Source organism: Streptomyces sp. NPDC051364 (genome assembly GCF_040682115.1).
Taxonomy (GTDB): Bacteria; Actinomycetota; Actinomycetes; order Streptomycetales; family Streptomycetaceae; genus Streptomyces.
In genome coordinates this window covers 1-19,429 of the sequence record NZ_JBFBAH010000058.1, presented here as the reverse complement: position 1 = coordinate 19,429, position 19,429 = coordinate 1, and the positions used below count along the sequence as shown (strand labels likewise).

General features: G+C 70.2%; 17 protein-coding genes and 2 pseudogenes. 9 read left to right on the top strand and 10 right to left on the bottom strand.

From position 1 onward, the window contains the following. Window positions 1-90: 90 nt before the first annotated feature. On the bottom strand, window positions 91-426 hold the full coding sequence (locus tag AB0M76_RS42160; RefSeq protein WP_365958072.1) for a hypothetical protein: 336 nt from the start codon (window positions 424-426) through the stop codon (window positions 91-93). 164 nt (window positions 427-590) lie between these two features. Between AB0M76_RS42160 and AB0M76_RS42155 the strand changes: the two genes are divergently transcribed. The 6 genes and pseudogenes from AB0M76_RS42155 (at window position 591) to AB0M76_RS42130 (ending at window position 8,294) form a co-directional block, all read left to right on the top strand. Next, window positions 591-869, top strand: a complete 279-nt coding sequence (locus AB0M76_RS42155; RefSeq protein WP_365958071.1) for a hypothetical protein — start codon at window positions 591-593, stop codon at window positions 867-869. Between the two features lie 87 nt (window positions 870-956). After that, window positions 957-1,466: pseudogene (locus AB0M76_RS42150) on the top strand (hypothetical protein); the annotation flags it as partial. 33 nt (window positions 1,467-1,499) lie between these two features. After that, a complete protein-coding gene (locus tag AB0M76_RS42145) occupies window positions 1,500-2,897 on the top strand; it encodes a hypothetical protein (RefSeq protein ID WP_365958073.1) in 1,398 nt (465 codons plus the stop codon). Further along, window positions 2,894-4,351, top strand: coding sequence for a VWA domain-containing protein (locus tag AB0M76_RS42140; protein WP_365958070.1), 1,458 nt, complete (start codon window positions 2,894-2,896; stop codon window positions 4,349-4,351). Before AB0M76_RS42145 ends, AB0M76_RS42140 begins: the two co-directional genes overlap by 4 nt. Window positions 4,352-4,383: 32 nt before the next feature. Then, window positions 4,384-5,496 carry an AAA family ATPase gene (locus AB0M76_RS42135; RefSeq protein WP_365958069.1) on the top strand — a complete coding sequence of 371 codons (1,113 nt, stop codon included), beginning with the start codon at window positions 4,384-4,386 and terminating at the stop codon, window positions 5,494-5,496. Next, window positions 5,493-8,294, top strand: coding sequence for a hypothetical protein (locus tag AB0M76_RS42130; RefSeq protein WP_365958068.1), 2,802 nt, complete (start codon window positions 5,493-5,495; stop codon window positions 8,292-8,294). The genes AB0M76_RS42135 and AB0M76_RS42130 overlap by 4 nt, the downstream gene beginning before the upstream one ends. Before the next feature lie 225 nt (window positions 8,295-8,519). Here AB0M76_RS42130 and AB0M76_RS42125 read toward each other — a convergent pair. From AB0M76_RS42125 to AB0M76_RS42085, 9 genes and pseudogenes are all read right to left on the bottom strand, one after another. Continuing rightward, window positions 8,520-9,500, bottom strand: a pseudogene (locus AB0M76_RS42125) (hypothetical protein); the annotation flags it as partial. A gap of 52 nt (window positions 9,501-9,552) precedes the next feature. Then, window positions 9,553-10,236: a response regulator gene (locus AB0M76_RS42120; protein ID WP_365958067.1), complete on the bottom strand. Its 684-nt coding sequence runs from the start codon at window positions 10,234-10,236 to the stop codon at window positions 9,553-9,555. Window positions 10,237-10,336: 100 nt separating this feature from the next. Continuing rightward, window positions 10,337-11,014 carry a potassium-transporting ATPase subunit C gene (locus AB0M76_RS42115; RefSeq protein ID WP_365958066.1) on the bottom strand — a complete coding sequence of 226 codons (678 nt, stop codon included), beginning with the start codon at window positions 11,012-11,014 and terminating at the stop codon, window positions 10,337-10,339. 23 nt (window positions 11,015-11,037) lie between these two features. Then, a complete protein-coding gene (gene kdpB, locus AB0M76_RS42110; protein ID WP_365958065.1) occupies window positions 11,038-13,137 on the bottom strand; it encodes a potassium-transporting ATPase subunit KdpB in 2,100 nt (699 codons plus the stop codon). Further along, window positions 13,134-14,798, bottom strand: a complete 1,665-nt coding sequence (gene kdpA / locus AB0M76_RS42105) for a potassium-transporting ATPase subunit KdpA (protein ID WP_365958064.1) — start codon at window positions 14,796-14,798, stop codon at window positions 13,134-13,136. Before kdpA ends, kdpB begins: the two co-directional genes overlap by 4 nt. 8 nt (window positions 14,799-14,806) lie before the next feature. Beyond that, window positions 14,807-14,896 (bottom strand): K(+)-transporting ATPase subunit F, encoded by a 90-nt coding sequence (gene kdpF / locus AB0M76_RS42100; RefSeq protein ID WP_037836701.1) that lies wholly within the window; start codon window positions 14,894-14,896, stop codon window positions 14,807-14,809. 281 nt (window positions 14,897-15,177) lie between these two features. Beyond that, complete coding sequence (locus AB0M76_RS42095) at window positions 15,178-15,930, bottom strand: DUF4118 domain-containing protein (protein ID WP_365958063.1); 753 nt, start codon at window positions 15,928-15,930, stop codon at window positions 15,178-15,180. Window positions 15,931-15,966: 36 nt separating this feature from the next. After that, a complete protein-coding gene (gene kdpF / locus AB0M76_RS42090) occupies window positions 15,967-16,056 on the bottom strand; it encodes a K(+)-transporting ATPase subunit F (protein WP_365958062.1) in 90 nt (29 codons plus the stop codon). Window positions 16,057-16,409: 353 nt separating this feature from the next. Continuing rightward, the gene (locus AB0M76_RS42085; protein ID WP_365958061.1) at window positions 16,410-17,285 is read right to left on the bottom strand and encodes an alpha/beta fold hydrolase; all 876 of its coding nucleotides are present in this window, start codon (window positions 17,283-17,285) and stop codon (window positions 16,410-16,412) included. A 234-nt stretch (window positions 17,286-17,519) separates the two neighbouring features. On the opposite strand from AB0M76_RS42085, the gene AB0M76_RS42080 reads away from it, so the two are divergent. From AB0M76_RS42080 to AB0M76_RS42070, 3 genes are all read left to right on the top strand, one after another. Continuing rightward, the gene (locus AB0M76_RS42080) at window positions 17,520-18,287 is read left to right on the top strand and encodes a class I SAM-dependent methyltransferase (RefSeq protein ID WP_365958060.1); all 768 of its coding nucleotides are present in this window, start codon (window positions 17,520-17,522) and stop codon (window positions 18,285-18,287) included. Window positions 18,288-18,376: 89 nt separating this feature from the next. Further along, entirely contained in the window at window positions 18,377-18,886 is a 510-nt protein-coding gene (locus tag AB0M76_RS42075; RefSeq protein ID WP_365958059.1) for a hypothetical protein, read from the top strand. Window positions 18,887-19,089: 203 nt separating this feature from the next. Beyond that, window positions 19,090-19,296, top strand: coding sequence for a hypothetical protein (locus AB0M76_RS42070; RefSeq protein WP_365958058.1), 207 nt, complete (start codon window positions 19,090-19,092; stop codon window positions 19,294-19,296). The last annotated feature ends 133 nt before the right edge of the window (window positions 19,297-19,429 follow it).

The window sequence follows — 19,429 nt, the reverse complement described above, 5'->3', positions numbered from 1 at the left end:
CCCTGGTACGTCCAGTACAAGCGTGCCGCTCCGCCTTGCGATGCACCGCACCGGACGACGCGAAAACGCACCCCACTTCCCCGAGGCCGCTTAGCCGCTGGTGACCGGGATGTTGATGCCGAGGTTCCGGAGCAGCACCCACTCGACCTCGTCCCCGATGGGGAACTCGCCGGCGACTTCGGTGTCGGTGACGACCGGGAGGACCGTGCCCGTGGGGTCCTCCTCCACCAGGTTGAGGTGGAGTACCTCTGGCGTCGGCACGATCGGCGGGCTGGCGAGCTCCAGCGCGAGCCGGAAGCCGGAAGAGGGGCAGGCCGCCACACCCTTCACCCTGACCGTGCGTCTGCCGTCGCTCGTCCGGTATTCCGTGGCCTTGAAGTGCTCGGTCTTGTACTCGCACGAAGGCCCGCCGGCCGGTTCAGCCATGTTCGCTCCTCTGGGACGGGGTGCTGCCCCGGAGGCCGGTGTTCGGCGCCGGCCCGTATCGGTAACACCCACACGGCATCACCCTCGGCGCTCCCGCCGGGCCGCGCAACTCCGGCGCCCCGGGATACCGGCCGGCCGCCCGGTGGGTGGCTAGCCTGGGCCGCATGAACTCCTCCGCCGCGCCCGGCCCCGCCTCCGCCCCCGACCGGTACACCGTCGTCCTGCGCCCGGGGCTCACCGAGCCCGGGGGCTCCCCGCGCCGTGGTGTGCTGCGCACCGCGCTGGTCGAGGCAACCGGTGAATTCGGCGCCTCCGGCTATCCGCGGTACGCGGGCGAGGGCGTACAGGCCGACATCGACCCGGAGACCCGGACCGTCGAAGCGGTGACGCTCGACGGCGCGGAACTCCCGTACGGCTGGGTGGCCCAGGTCGCAGACGCCTGAGCCCGTGACCGGGGCATTGTCAGTGCTCCCGCCTATGTTCAGCAGTGTCCCGCCGATCGGCGCGGAACTCCCCTTGCTGCATAGGAGATGGGTGCGTTGTCAGACTGGGAGAGGTCGAGCACGGCCCGGGTGGTACCACCCGCGCGGCCGCGCAAGCTCGCCAAGGTCCCGTTCGTCGAGCTGGCCGACGGGCGCTTGCAGGGCGTGGTGTCCAGCGGTTCGGACATAGAGCGCGTCTACGTCTCGTCGGTCGCGGCCGGTACCTATGCGTTCGCCTGCAGCACCAACAACAACCGGCCCTGCGGCGGCGCGCGGGGCTCGTTCTGCAACCACATCAAGGCCCTGATCACCGAGGCCGTGCTCCAGTACGGCGCCCCACGCGTCGCCCGCTACCTGCGGGTCGAGGCCGCGGACGGTGAGCCGACGGCACCGGGCATCGCCGCCGACATGAGCAGCACCCGTCCTCCGCAGGGGGACAACCAGGCCGCCGCGCCCGTCTTCAGCCGGTTCCTGCGCCACCTGGCCTACCTGGAACTCGCCCCGACCACCGCACCGTTGCCGGAGATGCAGTGGTTCCCGCCGACCAGGGCGGTGGCGGTGGGGGTGCCCCCGCGCGAGCTCGGTCAGAGCATGGGGGAGCGTACCGGCCTGCTCGCCGAAACCATCGCCGGGCTCGACGAGGCCCTCGCGGCCGTCGACGCCTTCGACGGGGCTCTCGTCGCCGGTCTGCTTCGTCCCCGTCCCGCCCAGGCCGCCGGCCTGACCGAGCTCGCCCAGGCCGTCGCGGGGACACCGCTGGCCGCCAGGGTCGCCGAAGCGGCCGAGAAGGCAGCGGCCGGAGCCGCCGGCGAAGACCACTTCGTGGCCCTCGCCGCCGCCCGCACCGCGCTGCTCGGCTCCGTTCACGACGCGCTGACGACCCGCGGCGACGAGGTGACCGGCCGAGCGCACCGCGAGGAGACCGCCCCGGCGTCCGGCGGGCAGCAGGCGCCGAACCTGCTCGCCGCCGCCCGCTCCTGGCTCTCCGATCTCGCCCGCGCCGGCTGGCAGGGCATCGACCACGACCTGGTCTCCGCGTCGGCGCCCGTAGTCTCCGCGATGCTTCCCGACCCGGAGCTGCGCCGTCTGGCGACGCTCCTTGACGGGTTCGCCGCCGAACTCGCCGCCTCCTGCCCGGGCGTGTCCCTGGACCGTATCCCCGCTCGCCGCTGGGCCGACCTGTGGTCGCGCGCCGTGCTGCTGACGCTGCCCGGCGCGGCCGGTGTACCCGCCACCGGCACGGCCACCGGCCGGCTCCTGCCTCTCGGGATCGACCTGCACGAGCACGCGACCGCCGTACAGGCCCAGGTCCATGCGGTGTTCGAGCCCGCGGACGGCTCCGCACCCCGCCTGGTGCGGGCCGGTGTCGCGGTGCCGAAGCCCGACACGGTCGTCGAGGCCGGCCTCTGGCAGCTGCTCCGCCCGCACATGTCGCTGCTGGCAGCCGCCGGCGAAGGCCGCTCGATGGACCTCGCCGACATGCCGATCACCGCCGAGGGCGACCTGATCTGGAGCGAGGCGTACGCGCGCCCGGGCGAGCCCGCCGACGCCTTCGCCACCGCCCGCGTGGCCCTGCCCGCTGCGGCCGCTGCGGCGACGGCACCGCTGGACCGGCACCCGGCGCGGATCGCCATACCCGTCTTCCTGGAGGGTTACGCCACCCGGGAGGAGGACGACGGCGCACTGACGTGGACCACCGCAGGCGGCGGCCTCGCCGTCGACGCGGACCGGATACCGACCGCCGGACCCCTCACCCCGGAAGCCGTTGCGGCGTCGAGCGCGTGCATCGGCCTGCTCCGCTGGGACGCCGGGACGTTCACCGTCCAGCCGCTCGCCGTCGAAACCACCGTACGGAAGAAGGCGGTCGCGGTGCATGCCGGGGCGTGGGCGGGCGGCACGGCCGACAAGGCCGGTGTGAAGGCCGAGAAGGCCGCCACCGACGCCGCGGCGGTGTTGCGCGAGCGAGCGGGAAGGCTGCTGCGGAAATGACCGGACAGGAAACCGAGGCGCTCCCCGCCCCCGAAGACAACCGCCGGCAGGTCCTGTACTGGCGGCTCCTCGCCCGGCTGTTCGACCAGGAGGAGCAGGCGACGCTGGAGTCGGCGAGCCTGGCCGTGGTCGAGGACATCGGCCTGCCGGCCTCCCTGCTGGACCCGCAGGTGTCCGTGGATTCGATCGTGCAGCGCCACCCGGAGCTGGCCGCCGAGTTCGAGGGCCTCATGGTGCCGCCCGAGACCGAGACCGAGACCGAGACCGAGACCGAGACCGAGACCGAGACCGCGTCCGAGGGTGCCGGTGACGACGGACGTGACCGCGCCGCCGAAGTACGGCGCGCTGCGCTGGTGTCGAAAGTGCTGCTCAACGTCTTCGCCTCCGCCTCCGGCACCGTCACCGCCGGGCAGCTGTCGCGCTGGCAGTCCGACGCGGCATGGCTGGAGCGCTCCTTCGGCTGCAAGCCGGGACAGCTGCGCGGCGGCCGGGCCGCAGGAGCCGGCGCCGGCTCGACCGGCTCCGGCGGCGGCGGTGCGACCCCCGACCTCAGCCGGCTGATCCCGGCGATCGGCCCGGAACTCGGCGCCATCGAGGCCGACCTGGTCAAGCGGATGCACCTGCGCGAGGTGCTCGCCGACCCCAAGCTCGCCGCACAGCTGACCCCGAGCATGTCCCTGATCGAGCAGCTGCTGCGCGACAAGAACAACCTGTCCGGCGTGGCCCTGGCCAACGCGAAGGCCTTGATCCGCCGCTTCGTCGACGAGGTCGCCGAGGTGCTGCGCACCCAGGTGGAGAAGTCCACGGTCGGCGCCCTGGACCGGTCGGTGCCGCCCAAGCGGGTGTTCCGCAACCTGGACCTCGACCGGACGATCTGGAAGAACCTCACCAACTGGAGCCCGGAGGAGGAGCGGTTGTACGTCGACCGCCTCTACTACCGGCACACCGCGCGCAAGACCACGCCGCAGCGGCTGATCGTGGTCGTCGACCAGTCCGGCTCGATGGTGGACTCGATGGTCAACTGCACCATCCTGGCCTCGATCTTCGCGGGACTCCCGAAGGTGGACGTCCACCTGATCGCGTACGACACCCAGGCGCTCGACCTCACGCCCTGGGTGCACGACCCCTTCGAGACCCTGCTGCGCACCAACCTCGGCGGCGGCACCGACGGCACCGTCGCGATGGCGCTGGCCCAGCCGAAGATCGCCGAGCCCCGCAACACCGTCGTGGTGTGGATCTCGGACTTCTACGAATGGCGGACCGAGCCGCTGTTCGAGAGCATGGCCGCCATCCACCGCTCGGGCGCCAAGTTCATCCCTGTCGGTTCGGTGACCAGCTCCGGCCGCGGCAGCGTCAACCCGTGGTTCCGGGAGCGCTTCAAGGACCTCGGCACGCCGGTGCTCTCCGGCCACATCCGCAAGCTCGTCCATGAACTCAAGACGTTCCTCGCTTAATACCCCCTTTATGCGCTGAGAAAGGCCCTGATATGTCCGACCTGTTGCGTGCCCCTGCCGAGATCAAGTACGCCGAGGAGCTGGCCTGGCTCGAGTCCGTCGACGACGGCCCGAAGCCCTTCTCCTGGCGCCTCTCCCCGAAGATGGTCCGCCTGTTCATCCTGGGATCCGAGTGCTCCGACGGCCTCGACCGGGAGATCTCCCAGAAGTGGTACGGCGACCGCAGTTTCGTCGAGCGTTCCATCGTCACCCTGGCCTCCGACCGCGGCCTGCTGCTGATCGGCGACCCCGGCACCGGCAAGAGCTGGCTGGCAGAGCTGCTGTCCGCCGCGATCTGCCGCAACTCGACGCTGGTGGTGCAGGGTACGGCCGGCACCACCGAGGACCACATCAAGTACTCCTGGAACGTGTCCATGGTGATCGCCAAGGGCCAGTCGCGGGAGTCGATGATCCCTTCGCCGATCATGACGGCCATGGAGTCCGGCGCGATCGGGCGCTTCGAGGAGCTCACCCGCTCCACCAGCGACGTCCAGGACGCGCTGATCTCGATCCTGTCGGAGAAGTACATCTCGGTCCCCGAACTGGACAGCGAGAACATCGTCTTCGCCAAGCCCGGCTTCTCCATCATCGCCACGGCCAACAGCCGTGACCGCGGCGTCAACGACCTGTCCTCCGCGCTGAAGCGCCGCTTCAACTTCGTCCGCATCCCCGTGGTGACGAACAAGAAGAGCGAGGAGGAGATCGTCCGCTTCCGTACCGAGGAACTGCTGCGCCGCCACCAGATCGAGCTGGACGTGCCCCCGACCCTGCTCGACGTGCTGTTGCAGAGCTTCACCGATCTGCGTGCCTCGGCAGCCGCCGCGGGCAGCGACGACGAGAAGCTGGAGTCGGCGCTGTCGACCGCCGAGCAGATCGGCGTCCTCGAGGACGCGATCCTGCACAGCAACTTCTTCGGTGAGCGCACCCTGACCGCCCACACGCTGGCCTCCTCCCTCGTCGGCTCGCTGGCGCGGCGCGAGCCGGAGGACCTGGCCATCCTCAACAAGTACCTGCACGGCGTCGTCGAGCCGCGCAGCAAGGAAGAGGGCGGCTCCTGGCCGGAGTTCCTGGAGGGCGGCCGCAACGCGATCGCCACCCTGTCATGAGTCCCGTTCAGGAGGGGACGACCTTCGACGCGCTGCGCACCCAGCTGCAGGAGGCCGCCACGGCCTTCGCCGACGGCCCAGACGCGCTGGAGGGCATCCTCCTCGGCATCGTCGACGACGTCGACCGCGCGGTACGCGAACCGCTGGAGGTCTTCCCCGTCTGTCACCACTCGCCCGCCTCGGCCGTCGCGATGGCGCGGCGGCTGCGGGAGAAGCAGCCGAAAGTCGTCTACCTGGAGCTGTGCGAGGACATGGCGCCGCTCCTGACCGAGCTGCGCAACTGCCGGCTCCCGGTGGCGGTGCAGGCGTTCGCGAGCGAGGTCGACGGCTTCCCCGCCGAATGGGCGCCGCTGTCGGTCGTCGCACCGATCACCGAGGCGTCGGCCGAGTACCAGGCGATCGCGTATGCACTGGACACGCCGGGCGTCGAGCTGGTCCTCGTCGACCGCTCCTCGGACCACGTGTTCCAGTGGCAGGCGGCCGGGGCGCAGTCCGCGGCCGAGCCGGCCGATCCTGACGCGCCGCCGGCCGACGAGGAGGCCGCGCTGCACGGCGATGCCGTCGGCGTGGAGATCGGCGACCTGCGTCCGCGCTTCGCCGAGCTGGAGGAGCACCTGCTGCACCACGGCCGCGTGCGGCACTGGTCCGAGTGGTGGCACCAGTACGTCGAACTGCCCCTCGGCGACAGCGACCACGACACGTACCGGCAGGTCATGCTGCTGATCGGCAGCCTGTTCCGGCGCCTCGCGCCCGGGGACCCGGGGCGGGTCCGCGTGGACGAGGACCGCGAGCGCTACATGTGGACCAGGATGCGCGCACACCTCGCTGCGACGGGCACCGATCCCGCGGACTGCCTCTACGTCTGCGGGGCGTTCCACGCGGCCAGCCGCGTCGCCGAGTTCGGCGTCGAAGGCACGGACACCTTCGAGATCAGCCTGCCCAGTGCGAGCACGTGGCAGTACGGACTCATCCCGTCCAGCCATGCCGCGATCGAGGCGCAGTTCGGCCTCGCCGCCGGCTCCGTGTCGATCGCCGCGACCCAGTGGGCGAAGAACCTCAAGCGGACGCGGTTGCAGCCGTTCCGGCTCGCGGGGCAGGCGGGTGCGAAGAAGGCGGCGAAGCCGCGGAAGACGACCCCCGCCCCGGTGGCGCAGGATTCGGCTTCCGACACGGCCGCCGACATGCTCTCCGGATTCCTGCAGCGCCCGCCCGTACTCGACCGGCTGGACGAGGCCGAACTGCTCGGCTGGTCGGTGGAGATCGTGCGCGCCGCGCGCCGCAACGGCTACCTCGCCTCGACCGCCGACGCCATCGCGGTGTTCGAGACATCGATCCTGCTGGCCGGGATGCGCGACCGGGCCAAGCCCACCCCGTACGACTTCCAGGACGCGGCGATCACCTGCATCGAGAAGGACAGGGTGCCGGGCCGGCGCGACGTACGCCGCCTCGTCGAGATCATGATGGGCGGCGACCGGATCGGCCAGGTCGGCTACGAGGCGCTGCCGCCGCTCGCGCGCGACGTGCACGACCGGCTCGCACCGCTGGGCCTGGCGCTCCAGCAGCGCGGTGTGCAGCGGGCCTTGCTGGACATGGCCTCCCGTCCCGAACTGGAGAAGTGCTCCGACGTCCTGTGGATGCTGCGCCACCTGATGCCGCAGGGCTCGGCACGGCCGATCATGGGCGAGCGGCGGCTCGGCGAACGGCCGATCCAGGAGTCGTGGGACCTCGCCCTCGGCACCCACCAGCGGGCGCTCATCGAGCTCGGCTACGAGGGCGTCAGCATCGAGCAGGTCCTGGAGCAGCGACTCCGGCGTACCGCGTACGGGCCGCAGGCGACCACGGCGACGGTCCTGCAGGCCGTCGAGGACGCGACGCTGTATCTGCGCAGCCGCCGCCTCGCCGACGAACTGGGCACGCGCGCGCTGGAGGTCCTGGCGACCGAGCGCAGCGTCGACGGCGCGCCGGAGGTGCTGCGGCGGGTGCGGAGGCTGCTGGGCTACTACCGGACCAGCGAACCGGTGCTGCCGGCGTGGATCGAGTCGTTCGTCAAGACCGGCTACGCGCACTACTGCACCCTGCTGCCGACAGCTTTCACCGACGAGGACGCGACGGTCCGCCAGGTCGCAGCGATGCTGGGCTTCCTGTTCAGCATGGAGAGCCTGGCGCTGTCGCTGGGCTGCGACCGGACCCAGCTGGACCTGGCCTTCGCGCAGTCGCATCCGCAGGAGCCGTCGAAGGTGTCGCTGCTGTGGGCGGCGCAGGTGCACCTCGGGCAGCTCTCCCGTACGGAGCTGCGGGCGCGGTGCGACGTCCTGCTGGGCAACCCCCTGGTGGTGCCCGCCTATCCGCGCTACCTGAGCGGATTCCTGCAGGCGCTGGAGCCGGTGCCGCAGCTGGCCGACTTCGTGGTGGAGGCGGTGTCGAACGCGTTCGCACGGCTGCCGGATCCGGTGCTGCTGCCGTGGCTGCCGACCCTGATCACCTCCCTGCGCTCCGGTGGCGCGGAGCTGGCCCCGCTGCTGATCCGCGAGGCCGGCCGGATCTTCCCCGGCCGGCTCGCGGCACTGGACACCTGGGTCCCGCCGTGGCAGGACTCCCCGCAGGCACCCCCGCCGCCGACCCGCGCGAGGTCCGCCGCACTGCTCACCACCCACCCCGAGCCGTGCAACGCCCTGGCGGCCCTGTTGGGCTGCGACGCCCCCTGGACCCCGCCGACCCCCACCCCCTCAGGCGCAACCCTGACCACCCACCACCCGACAACGGCCCTGGCCCTGGAGGCACTCCTGACCACCTCCTGACCCCCCGGTGGGGCGAAGCGCCGCGGCTACGCCCCACCGGCGCCCGCACCGGGCCCGTCGGGGTGGCCCTCCTGCGGGAGCCCGCCCGACAGCTCACCGCACCCTCGGAGACCGGTCTGCGGCGATCCGCGCGCCCGGCAGGCGCGCGGCGCACGTGCGGGTGACGGTTCGGGCTGGTGCAATGGCTTCTTCGGCTGCCGGGCCGGGGAGGTGTCTTGTCGGAGCATGACGGGAGGTCCGCCGGGCCCCCGGGGGGAGTACGAGGCGCTGCGCGCGCGGCTCCGGACGATGGAAGCCGCGGCCGAGCAGATCGGGACGCGTCTAACCGCCGAGGTCCTCGACCAGGGTGCGCTGGGCGGCCAGTTCCTTGGGGGAGGCCGAGGAGAGGCCGTCGCCGGCCGCGATGTACACGGCGAGGACCTCGCCGCCCGCGCCCTTCCCCGCGAGCCGGGCGGCGCGCCGGATGAGCGTGCGCCCCTCCGGCCCGCCGGTGAGGCCGACGACGATGCGCTCACGGGCCTGCCAGGTGGAGCGGATGTTGTGCTCGCCCCGGTACTCCTGGAGGTACTCGTCCACCCGGTCGGCTACCCACAGCAGCGCCAACTCGCGCAGCGCGGTGAGGTTTCCCGGCCGGAAGTAGTTGGACAGGGCCGCGTCGACACGGTCGGGCTTGTAGATGTTGCCGTGGGCCATCCGCCGGCGCAGCGCCTGCGGGGACAGGTCGACGAGCTCGATCTGGTCCGCGCGCCGGACGACCTCGTCGGGAACGGTCTCCCGCTGCCGGACACCGGTGATCGACTCCACCACGTCGCCCAGCGACTCCAGGTGCTGGATGTTGACCGTGGTCACGACGTCGATGCCCGCTTGCAGCAGCTCCTCGACGTCCTGCCAGCGCTTCGCGTTGCGCGAGCCGGGGACATTGGTGTGCGCGAGCTCGTCCACGAAGGCGACCGCGGGCCGGCGCGCCAGCAGGGCGTCCACGTCCATCTCCGTGAAGGTGCTGCCGCGGTAGGCGATCTCCCGTCGCGGAGTCATCTCGAGGCCGTGCAGCATCACCTCCGTACGCGGCCGGTTGTGGTGCTCGACGAAGCCGACGACGCAGTCGGAGCCGCGCTCGATCCTGCGGTGTGCCTCGGACAGCATGGCGTACGTCTTGCCGACGCCGGGTGCCGAGCCGAGGTAGATCCGGAGCTTTCCGCGTCTCATCTGGTGCCGACTTCTCGTTCCACTCGATGTGCTGTGTCCGTCCGACTGGCCGTCAGGGTTCGAAGCGGTAGCCCATGCCCGGTTCGGTGATCAGGTACCGGGGGTGGGAGGGGTCCGCTTCCAGCTTGCGCCGCAGCTGGGCCATGTACACGCGAAGGTAGTTGGTGTGCTCGGCGTACGTCGGCCCCCACACCTCCAGCAGCAGCTTGCGCTGGGAGACGAGATGACCGGGATGGGCGATCAGCAGCTCCAGCAGATGCCATTCGGTCGGGGTCAGCCGGACCGTGCGCTCGCCGCGCACCACCTTCCGGGCCGCGAGATCGACGGTGAACCCGTCGGTCGTGATCCCGGACGGGTCGGCGGGGGAGGCGGGGTCCTCCTGCCGCCGGGTGGCGGCCCGCAGGCGGGCCAGCAGCTCGTCCATGCTGAACGGCTTGGTCACGTAGTCGTCGGCGCCGGCGTCCAGCGCGCGGATCTTCTCCTCGGAGGTGTGGCGCGCGGACAGCACCAGGATCGGCGCCCGGCTCCAGCCGCGTACGCTCCTGATCACCTCCACGCCGTCCATGTCCGGCAGGCCGAGGTCCAGGAGGATGACGTCCGGTCTGCGGTCGGCGGCGAGCCGGATGGCCGATCGGCCGTCACCGGCCTCCGCCACGTCGAACTTGCGCGCCTGAAGATTGATCTTCAGCGCACGAACGAGCTGGGGATCGTCCTCCACCACGAGCACCCGGGTCATGGGGTGTACAGCCTTTCTTCGTTGCGGCCGGACAAGGAACCGGTGGGGCGCGGAGCTTCCGCGCTCCACCGGATTCCCGTCCGGGGGACCAGGACGGCCGTCAGCTCTTGGTCAGGGCCTTGAGCGCGGTGTTCAGCTCCAGGACGTTGACGCGGGGCTCGCCCATGAAGCCGAGGGCGCGGCCGGTGGTGTTGTCCTTCACCAGCTTCTCGACCTGCCCGACGTCGACGTTGTTCTGCTCAGCGACCCGGTGGACCTGGATCTTCGCGTACTCGGGGGAGATGTTCGGGTCGAGGCCGGAGCCGGAGGAGGTGACGGCGTCGGCCGGCACGTCCGCGGGCCGGACCTTGTACGTCGCCGTGGAGTTGTCCGCGATCACGGCGTCCTTGGCGTCGGTGACCAGCTTGACCAGGTCCTGGTTGTCGCCGGCTTTGTTGGTGGCGCCGGACAGGATCAGGGAGTACTGCTGGTTGACGCTGTTGGATCCGAGGCCGTTGGAGGGGCGCGGCTGGAACCACTTCAGGTCCGGCTTGGCGGCTTCCTCCGGGTCGTCCGGGTTTTGCTTGGGCAGGTTGTAGGTCTGGCCGATGAGGGACGATCCGACGACCTGCCCGCTCTTGTCCTTGATCTCGGAACCGTTGGCCTTGTCGCTGAACGCGACCTGTGCGATGCCGGTGACCGCGAGCGGATAGATGACGCCGCAGATGACGGTCAGGACGAGGAGAGCACGCAGTCCGGCGCCGAGCAGGCGAGCGGTGTTGCCTACGGAGTTGTTCATGGCGGTATCAGCACGTTCCTAATTCAGGCGAGCCCGGGAATGAGGGTGATGAGCATGTCGATGATCTTGATGCCGATGAACGGGGCGACGAGGCCACCGAGTCCGTAGATCCCCAGATTGCGGCGGAGCATCTTGTCGGCGCTGGTGGGCTTGTACTGCACGCCCTTCAGGGCGAGCGGAACGAGCGCGATGATGATCAGTGCGTTGAAGATGACCGCGGAGAGGATCGCCGAGTTCGGTGAGTGCAGGCCCATGATGTTGAGCTTGTCGAGGCCCGGGTAGACCACGGCGAACATGGCCGGGATGATCGCGAAGTACTTCGCGACGTCGTTGGCGATGGAGAACGTGGTGAGCGCGCCCCGGGTGATGAGGAGTTGCTTGCCGATCTCGACGATCTCGATGAGCTTGGTGGGGTTGGAGTCCAGGTCCACCATGTTCCCGGCCTCCTTGGCGGCCGAGGTACCGGTGTTCATCGCCACGCCGACATCGGCCTGCGCGAGGGCCGGGGCGTCGTTCGTACCGTCACCGGTCATCGCGACGAGCTTGCCGCCCGCCTGCTCCCGCTTGATGAGGGCCATCTTGTCCTCGGGGGTGGCCTCCGCGAGGAAGTCGTCCACGCCCGCCTCTTCGGCGATGGCCTTCGCGGTGAGCGGGTTGTCACCCGTGATCATGATCGTCTTGATGCCCATGCGGCGCAGTTCGTCGAACCGCTCGCGCATGCCCTCCTTGACGACGTCCTTGAGGTGGATGACGCCCAGGATCCGGGCGCTCTTCTCGTCCTCGACGGCCACGAGGAGCGGCGTGCCGCCGGCCTCGGAGATCCGGTTGGCGAGGAGGTCCGCGTCGGCCGCGACCTGGCCGCCCTGCTCCCTGACCCAGGTGATGACCGAACCGGCAGCGCCCTTGCGGGACTTGCGGCCGTCCACGTCCACACCCGACATGCGGGTCTGGGCCGTGAACGCGATCCACTCGGCCTGGGCGAGCTCGCCCTGGTGGCGCTCACGCAGCCCGTACTTCTCCTTCGCGAGAACCACGATGGAGCGGCCCTCGGGAGTCTCGTCGGCCAGCGACGACAGCTGTGCGGCATCGGCCAGTTCGGCTTCCGTCGTGCCCTTGACCGGGACGAACTCGGCGGCCTGGCGGTTGCCGAGCGTGATGGTTCCCGTCTTGTCGAGCAGCAGCGTGGAAACGTCACCGGCGGCCTCGACCGCACGCCCGGACATCGCGAGGACGTTGCGCTGGACGAGCCGGTCCATGCCGGCGATGCCGATGGCGGAGAGCAGCGCACCGATGGTCGTCGGGATCAGGCAGACCAGCAGAGCGGTCAGCACGATCATCGACTGCTTGGCGTCCGCGTAGATCGCGAACGGCTGGAGGGTGACCACGGCCAGCAGGAAGACGATGGTGAGGGACGCGAGCAGGATGTTGAGCGCGATCTCGTTGGGCGTCTTCTGCCGGGCCGCGCCTTCGACCAGGGCGATCATCCGGTCGATGAAGGTCTCGCCGGGCTTCGTCGTGATCTTGACGACGATCCGGTCCGAGAGCACCTTCGTACCGCCGGTGACGGCCGAGCGGTCGCCGCCCGACTCACGGATGACCGGCGCGGACTCGCCGGTGATGGCCGATTCGTCGACCGAGGCGACGCCTTCGACGACGTCACCGTCGCCGGGGATGATGTCGCCGGCCTCGCATACCACGAGGTCGCCGATCCGCAGGTCCGTGCCGGGTACCCGCTCCTCGTCCTGGCCGGCCAGGCGGCGGGCGACGGTGTCCGTCTTCGCCTTGCGCAGGGTGTCGGCCTGAGCCTTGCCGCGGCCCTCCGCGACGGCCTCCGCCAGATTGGCGAAGATCGTGGTCAGCCACAGCCATGCCGTGATCGCCCAGCCGAACCAGTCCGTCGGGTCCTTGATCGCCAGCACGGTGGTGGCCACCGATCCGACGAGGACCACGAACATGACCGGCGACTTGATCATGATGCGCGGGTGGAGCTTCTTCACGGCGTCGGGGAAGGACTTGAGCAGGGCCTTCGGGTCGAACAGGCCGCCGCCGACGCGCCCTGCCGGGGCCTTGTGTCCGGTGGGCAGGTCTTCGTGCGGAGCACGGGTGGGGGTGATGGTGCTCATGAGGCGAGCCCTTCAGCGAGCGGACCCAGCGCGAGGGCGGGGAAGTAGGTCAGACCGGTGATGATGATGATCGTCCCGACGAGCAGGCCCGCGTAGAGCGGCTTGTCCGTACGGAGAGTGCCTGCGGTCTCCGGCACGGGCTGCTGCTCCGCGAGCGAGCCGGCCAGTGCGAGCACGAAGACGATCGGCAGGAAGCGGCCGAGCAGCATCGCGATGCCGATGGTGCTGTTGAACCACTGCGTGTCGGCGTTCAGGCCGGCGAAGGCCGAACCGTTGTTGTTGGCGCCGGAGGTGTAGGCGTACAAGATCTCCGAGAAGCCGTGCGCTCCCGGGTTCGCCATCGAGTTGCCCGGGGTGGGCAGCGCCATCGCGGCGGCGGTGAAGCAGAGCACCAGCGCCGGGGTGATGAGGATGTAGCAGGCGGCCAGCTTGATCTGGCGGGTACCGATCTTCTTGCCCAGGTACTCGGGGGTCCGCCCGACCATCAGGCCCGCGATGAACACCGCGATGATCGCCATGATCAGCATGCCGTAGAGGCCGGAGCCGACGCCGCCGGGCGCGATCTCGCCGAGCTGCATGCCCAGCATCGCGATACCGCCGCCGAAGCCGGTGTAGGAGGAGTGGAAGGAGTTGACCGCACCGGTCGAGGTCAGCGTGGTCGCGACGGCGAAGATCGACGAGCCGCCGATGCCGAAGCGGGTCTCCTTGCCCTCCATCGCCCCGCCGGCGATGTCGAACGCCGGACCGTGGTGGGCGAACTCGGTCCACATCATCAGCGCGGTGAAACCGAGCCAGATGGTCGCCATCGTGGCGAGGATCGCGTAGCCCTGGCGCAGGTTGCCGACCATCCGGCCGAACGTACGGGTCAGCGCGAAGGGGATGACCAGGATGAGGAAGATCTCGAAGAGGTTCGAGAACGGGGTGGGGTTCTCGAAGGGGTGGGCAGAGTTGGCGTTGAAGTAGCCGCCGCCGTTCGTGCCCAGCTCCTTGATGACCTCCTGCGAGGCCACGGCCCCGCCGTTCCACTGCCGGCTGCCGCCCACGAGCTGTCCGACCTCGTGGATGCCGGAGAAGTTCTGGATGACACCGCAGGAGACCAGGATCAGCGCACCGATCACCGAGATCGGCAGCAGGATCCGGACGGTGCCGCGCACCAGGTCGGACCAGAAGTTGCCGAGTTCGCCGGTGCGCGAGCGGGCGAAGCCCCGTACGAGGGCCACGGCGACGGCCATGCCGACCGCGGCCGAGACGAAGTTCTGCACCGCGAGGCCGCCGGTCTGTACGACGTGGCCCATGGCCTGCTCGCCGTAGTACGACTGCCAGTTGGTGTTCGCCACGAAGGAGGCGGCGGTGTTGAACGCCTGGTCGGGGTCGATCGACACGAAGCCGAGCGAGCCGGGCAGGCTGCCCTGCAAGCGCTGCAGGGCGTAGAGGAAGAGGACGCTCACTGCGGAGAAGGCCAGGACGCCGCGCAGGTACGCGGGCCAGCGCATCTCGGCCGAGGGGTTGGCGCCGATGGCCTTGTAGATCCACTTCTCCGGGCGGTGGTGCTTCTCGGAGGAGTAGACGCGGGCCATGTAGTCGCCGAGCGGTCGGTATGCGAGGGCGAGCGCGGCGACGAGCGCGAGCAGCTGCAGCACACCAGCGGTTACGGGGCTCATATCAGTGCTCAGAACCTCTCCGGGTACACAAGGGCGAGGACGAGGTAGCCCAGCAGGGAGACGGCCACGAGCAGGCCGACGATGTTCTCGGCGGTCACAGCTTGGCCACCCCTCGGGCGATGAGAGCCACCAGCGCGAAGACCGCGACCGTGGTGACGACGAAGGCCAGATCGGCCATCGTGAGCTCCTGGATGAAGTGATGAAATGGATTTCGGCCAGACGGCCGAGTAGGAGCAAACCGCGAGCTCAGGCGGGCGTTAAGGCCTCTTGACGGGCTCCATACGGGCGGGCCGGAACTCTTGACGCCGCCCTGACGCAGAAACGGCTCGGCGCCTTGGCGGCTCGGCGTGGCAGAGGCTCGGAGGTGCGGGGCGGCCGCTCAGCCGCGGTGCGCGAGACCGGCCGTGTCCAGGGCGGATCCGGCCTGTGCGGCGAGGGCCACGGCGACCCGGCGGGCCTGCTGCGAGGGCAGGGGACCCGGGACCGGATCGAGAACGAAGCGGCCGTAGTAGTGCCCGCCGCCGACGGCGCGCAGCTCGGTTTCGCCCTCCGGCCACTGATCGGGCCAGTACATGGCCTCGGTCTCCCCGGTGCCGTGGCCGAGCCACAGGCTGCCGTCGTGCTCCAGGCGCGGGAGGTGGCCGATGAGTGACCCGTACTCGAAGCGGCAGCCGCGCAGGTTCAGCAGGCCGATGAGCTCGCGGCGCACGTGCTCGACGACGGCTTCGGGGGAGTCCCCGGCTTCGGCGAGCCGGGCCGTGCCCTCCAGCTGGGACAGGTGCGAGGCATCGGTGATCACGGCGCCCTGGAGGCGGCGTGCGCGGACCGCGAGCTGGGAGACGATCAGGCCGACGACCAGCAGGAGGACGGCCGTCTGGACGTCGTCCCCGTCGGTGATGGCGAAGCGCCCGTACGGCTGGGTCAGGAAGAAGTCGAACCAGGCGGCGGCCGACAGTGCGGCGAGGGCGCCGGCCGCCCGGGTGCCGAGAGCGGCGACGGCGACCACCAGGACCAGGGCGGCGTTCGTCGCCGAAAGATCCGTACGGAAGGGCACGAGCAGGAGCGCCACCAGGAAGGGGGCCACAAGGGCCGCGATCAGGGCGATGCGGTCGTGGAGCCGATACCCGGACATGTGAAGCCTCCCGTCCGGACACGCTGGTCCCTCGGGTCAGAACCTCTCGGGCTTGATCAGGGCGGCAATGAGGTAGCCGAGCAGAGCGAGGGCGATGACCAGCCCGACCACGTTCTCAGCGTCCATGGACCATGTCTCCCGGTTCTCCTGGCAGGGGCGGTGTTCCGCCCACCTCCACAGTGCCCACACCGCCCGCCGGTGTATCGGACGGGCACCGCCTTTTGATGTGTTCCATACGGTTTCAGCCGGCCGACGGACCGCGGCATCAGAAACGCATCAGGGTTTCCGGTTCCGCTGTCAGAAGAGCGTCGGCCGGCTAACGACGGCCTCTCACGCCTCATCGACCGGCAGACCGCGAGCACGATCTTCAAGGTGTCCGACATGGACCACTGCTGATGCTGATCGGGGCGCGAGACGGTGGAACGGCGGCCGGCACGCCCACCCACTACTCCACCCGGCGGATCCCCACCACAGCCCGGTCAGGACTCGCTCGGGCCCACCTGGCGAGCATTGCCTGCGGCGGTGTGTTCGAGGATTGCGGGGACGATCGTCGGCCAGTCGGCCCGCTCGACCCCGTGGCCGGTGTCCTCCAGCGCCAACAGCCTGCCGTCGGGGATCTGTTCCGCGAGTGCCGCACCGTGCCGGAGCGGGAACATCGGGTCGGCGGTCCCGTGGATCACCAGCGTGGGCACGGCGATCGAGGACAGGGGCGCGGGTGAGAGCTCGCCGTCCGGAAGCGAGTCGTGGTTGCGGGCCGCGCTGAAGTCGTGCGCGCGCTCGACGTCGCGACGGACGAGGCTGCGGGCGGCAGCCTCGTCGAACGGGCGCCGACCGCCGGCGAGCATGCGCGCGTAGGCAACCTGGTATGCGATCGCCGAGTCGCCGGCCGACCGGTCGACGTGCGCATCGGAGACGAATCGCATGAACTCCTCGGTGGGCGGAGGGAGCTCGCCGTCGCCGGGCACGGCGCAGGACGTGCTGATCAGTACGAGCGAGAGGACACGATCGGCGTAATGCAGCGCGAGCAGCTGCGCGAGCGCCCCTCCGGCCGAGACGCCCACGACGTGCGCGGCAGGGATCCCGTAGGCGTCGAGCACGCGGGCGGCGTCACCGACCAGGTCCGCGCCGGTGTATCCGGGACGGCCGGGCTCGTAGGTGACCGACCGGCCGGTGTCGCGGTGGTCGTAACGGATCACGAAGCGCCCGCCCTCGGCGAGCATCCGGCAAAAGCCCTCCTCCCACCACAGCATCGAGGCGCCCAGGCCCATGACGAGCAGGACGGGCGGATCCGACGGGTCGCCGAAGGACTCGGTGCACAGCGTGATGCCATCCGACTCCACGACATTCTCAGCCATCGTTGCCTCTCCTCTCCTGCGGTACGCCGGGCCGTGGGGTCGGTGGTAGTTGTACCAGTCCAGCCGGTCGGGGATCGCGACCTGACGTTCGTGGTCCGAGGTGGAGGGCCGCCGGCAGGCCCGGCGTTGTCGGTCAGCGTCGATAGGGTGGTTGCTTGCCGACCGGGGAGACGGGTGATGCGGATGACCGCGTCTGAGCAGGTCGATATGGCGCGCAGTCAGGTGTTCGGGGAGGTGGCTGAACTCTACGATGCCGCCCGCCCGGGATATGCGGACGCTCTGGTGGCGGACGTGCTCGCGTACGCGGCTCTCGGTGAGCGTGAGGCGGTGGAGGTCGGCGCGGGGACCGGCAAGGCCACGGTGCCGTTCGCGGCGCGGGGTACGTCCCTGGTGTGCATCGAGCCCGATCCGCGCATGGCCGAGGTGCTGCGCCGCAACACCTCTTGCTACCCGGGGGTCCGGGTTCACAGCGGTGGCTTCGAGGAGTGGCAACCCGGTGGCCGCCGCTTCGGGCTGCTCCTTGCTGCCACGTCCTGGCACTGGGTGGCCCCGGAGCGGCGCTGGGATCTGGCCCGGGATGCTCTTGCGCCGGGCGGGGCCGTGGCGTTGTTCTGGAACCCGCAGGGGGTCCGCGATGCACGGTTGCACGCCGCCCTGGCCGAGGTCGACGGCCGACACGGGATCGACCATGCGCCGCATGGTGAGCCGGCGTCCTCCTACGGCGATGTGCCCGGGAACTGGGCCGGGCTGCCCGGCTGGCCCGAGGAGGAATGCCGACGCGACGGGCGCTTCACCGACCTGCGTGCCGTCCGGTACCGGCAGGGCCGGAACTACGACACCGGACGTTACCTCGGATACCTGGCCTCGCTCTCGCGCTATCGCGTCCTGCCCCCTGACCGGCGCGAGCAGGTCCTCGCCGAGACCGCCCAGGTCCTGGAGGCCCACGGTGGCGGCATCGAAATGGAGCACTTCAGCGACCTCTTCCTCGCTCGGGTGGGGTGAGCGGACGCTGGTACTGCACAGCCTATTTCTGGCCAAAGGATCGCTGATATTCGAGGCGGACATCAGGAGCGCGCCTTTATGATCAGACAATGGGACCCCTGGAACCGAATCTGATAGAGCTCATAGTCGGCCTGATCTGCTTCGCTGCAGTCTTCGCCATCATGGCCAAGGTCCTGCTTCCCAGAATTGAGAAGACCCTCGCCGAGCGCGAGAGCGCCACCGAGGGCACGCTGGAATGCGCTGAGGAAGCCCAACTCGAGGCGCAGCGCATTCATGCCGAGTACCAGGCTGAATTGAGTGCCGCCCGGCACGAAGCCGCGCAGATCCGTCAGGCTGCCCATGAGGAAGGCGTGGCGATCCTCGCTGAAGTGCGTGTGGAGGGGCACAGGGTGCGTGAGGCACTTGTCGCCGCAGCCGCGGTGCAGCTTGAAGCAGACCGAGTCCTTGCCGAGGCCGAACTTCGCGAGGATGTCCTCGGACTGGCCAGGGAACTGGCTGGACGTATCGTCGGGGAACCGCTCACCGACCTCGACCGTGCCCGCGCCATTGCCGACGAGTTCTTCGCCGAGGTCGATGCAGAGGCCGCCACCACGGCGTGAGCTGATCGGGGAGGCGGGCCACACCTCGCCGTCACCGGCGGATCGCCAGGGCTGTCCTGGTCCCAGCAGGGTGTGGGCGAGCCGTCGATGCCTGGACCTCTGATGGCAGCCGGACACCGCTCACGGCCTCCGGCCGCCCTGGAGCACCGCCTCGATTTCGCCCGCGACATCGCCCCGCCCGAGCTGCGCCATGTGGAAGTCCTGTGTGCGCGGCATGCGCAGGACTCGCCGGCAAGTACGTCCGGCCGACCCCGCCGGACTCGTCCGTCCTGAACTGGACGAGGAGCGCCACCGTCGCGAACCTGGTCCAGGCGAGCACCGGCAGCACCGGTGTCGTCGACTTCTGGAACCGCGGCCGGCAGCCGACCGACCTGATCGCCGACCTGTTCGGCATGTGCGACAAGAACTGACGCCCGCGCCCGCACCGTACGGCGGCCCGTGCGATACACCTAGTGCCGCGTCAGGCAGCGTTTGCCCGTCAAGGAGCGGCGTCCGGTGCGTGCTCTCGGCGTGCCGGCCGCAAGCGCTCGTACTGGACGTACG

What these genes read in the sequence shown, in the direction of transcription:
- AB0M76_RS42115 (WP_365958066.1), bottom strand. Translation starts at nt 11,014, where the DNA reads ATGAACAACTCCGTAGGCAACACCGCTCGCCTGCTCGGCGCCGGACTG.
- kdpA (WP_365958064.1), bottom strand. Translation starts at nt 14,798, where the DNA reads ATGAGCCCCGTAACCGCTGGTGTGCTGCAGCTGCTCGCGCTCGTCGCC.
- AB0M76_RS42160 (WP_365958072.1), bottom strand. Translation starts at nt 426, where the DNA reads ATGGCTGAACCGGCCGGCGGGCCTTCGTGCGAGTACAAGACCGAGCAC.
- AB0M76_RS42145 (WP_365958073.1), top strand. Translation starts at nt 1,500, where the DNA reads ATGGGGGAGCGTACCGGCCTGCTCGCCGAAACCATCGCCGGGCTCGAC.
- AB0M76_RS42155 (WP_365958071.1), top strand. Translation starts at nt 591, where the DNA reads ATGAACTCCTCCGCCGCGCCCGGCCCCGCCTCCGCCCCCGACCGGTAC.
- AB0M76_RS42120 (WP_365958067.1), bottom strand. Translation starts at nt 10,236, where the DNA reads ATGACCCGGGTGCTCGTGGTGGAGGACGATCCCCAGCTCGTTCGTGCG.
- AB0M76_RS42140 (WP_365958070.1), top strand. Translation starts at nt 2,894, where the DNA reads ATGACCGGACAGGAAACCGAGGCGCTCCCCGCCCCCGAAGACAACCGC.
- AB0M76_RS42135 (WP_365958069.1), top strand. Translation starts at nt 4,384, where the DNA reads ATGTCCGACCTGTTGCGTGCCCCTGCCGAGATCAAGTACGCCGAGGAG.
- AB0M76_RS42085 (WP_365958061.1), bottom strand. Translation starts at nt 17,285, where the DNA reads ATGGCTGAGAATGTCGTGGAGTCGGATGGCATCACGCTGTGCACCGAG.
- AB0M76_RS42095 (WP_365958063.1), bottom strand. Translation starts at nt 15,930, where the DNA reads ATGTCCGGGTATCGGCTCCACGACCGCATCGCCCTGATCGCGGCCCTT.
- AB0M76_RS42075 (WP_365958059.1), top strand. Translation starts at nt 18,377, where the DNA reads ATGGGACCCCTGGAACCGAATCTGATAGAGCTCATAGTCGGCCTGATC.
- kdpF (WP_365958062.1), bottom strand. Translation starts at nt 16,056, where the DNA reads ATGGACGCTGAGAACGTGGTCGGGCTGGTCATCGCCCTCGCTCTGCTC.
- AB0M76_RS42130 (WP_365958068.1), top strand. Translation starts at nt 5,493, where the DNA reads ATGAGTCCCGTTCAGGAGGGGACGACCTTCGACGCGCTGCGCACCCAG.
- kdpB (WP_365958065.1), bottom strand. Translation starts at nt 13,137, where the DNA reads ATGAGCACCATCACCCCCACCCGTGCTCCGCACGAAGACCTGCCCACC.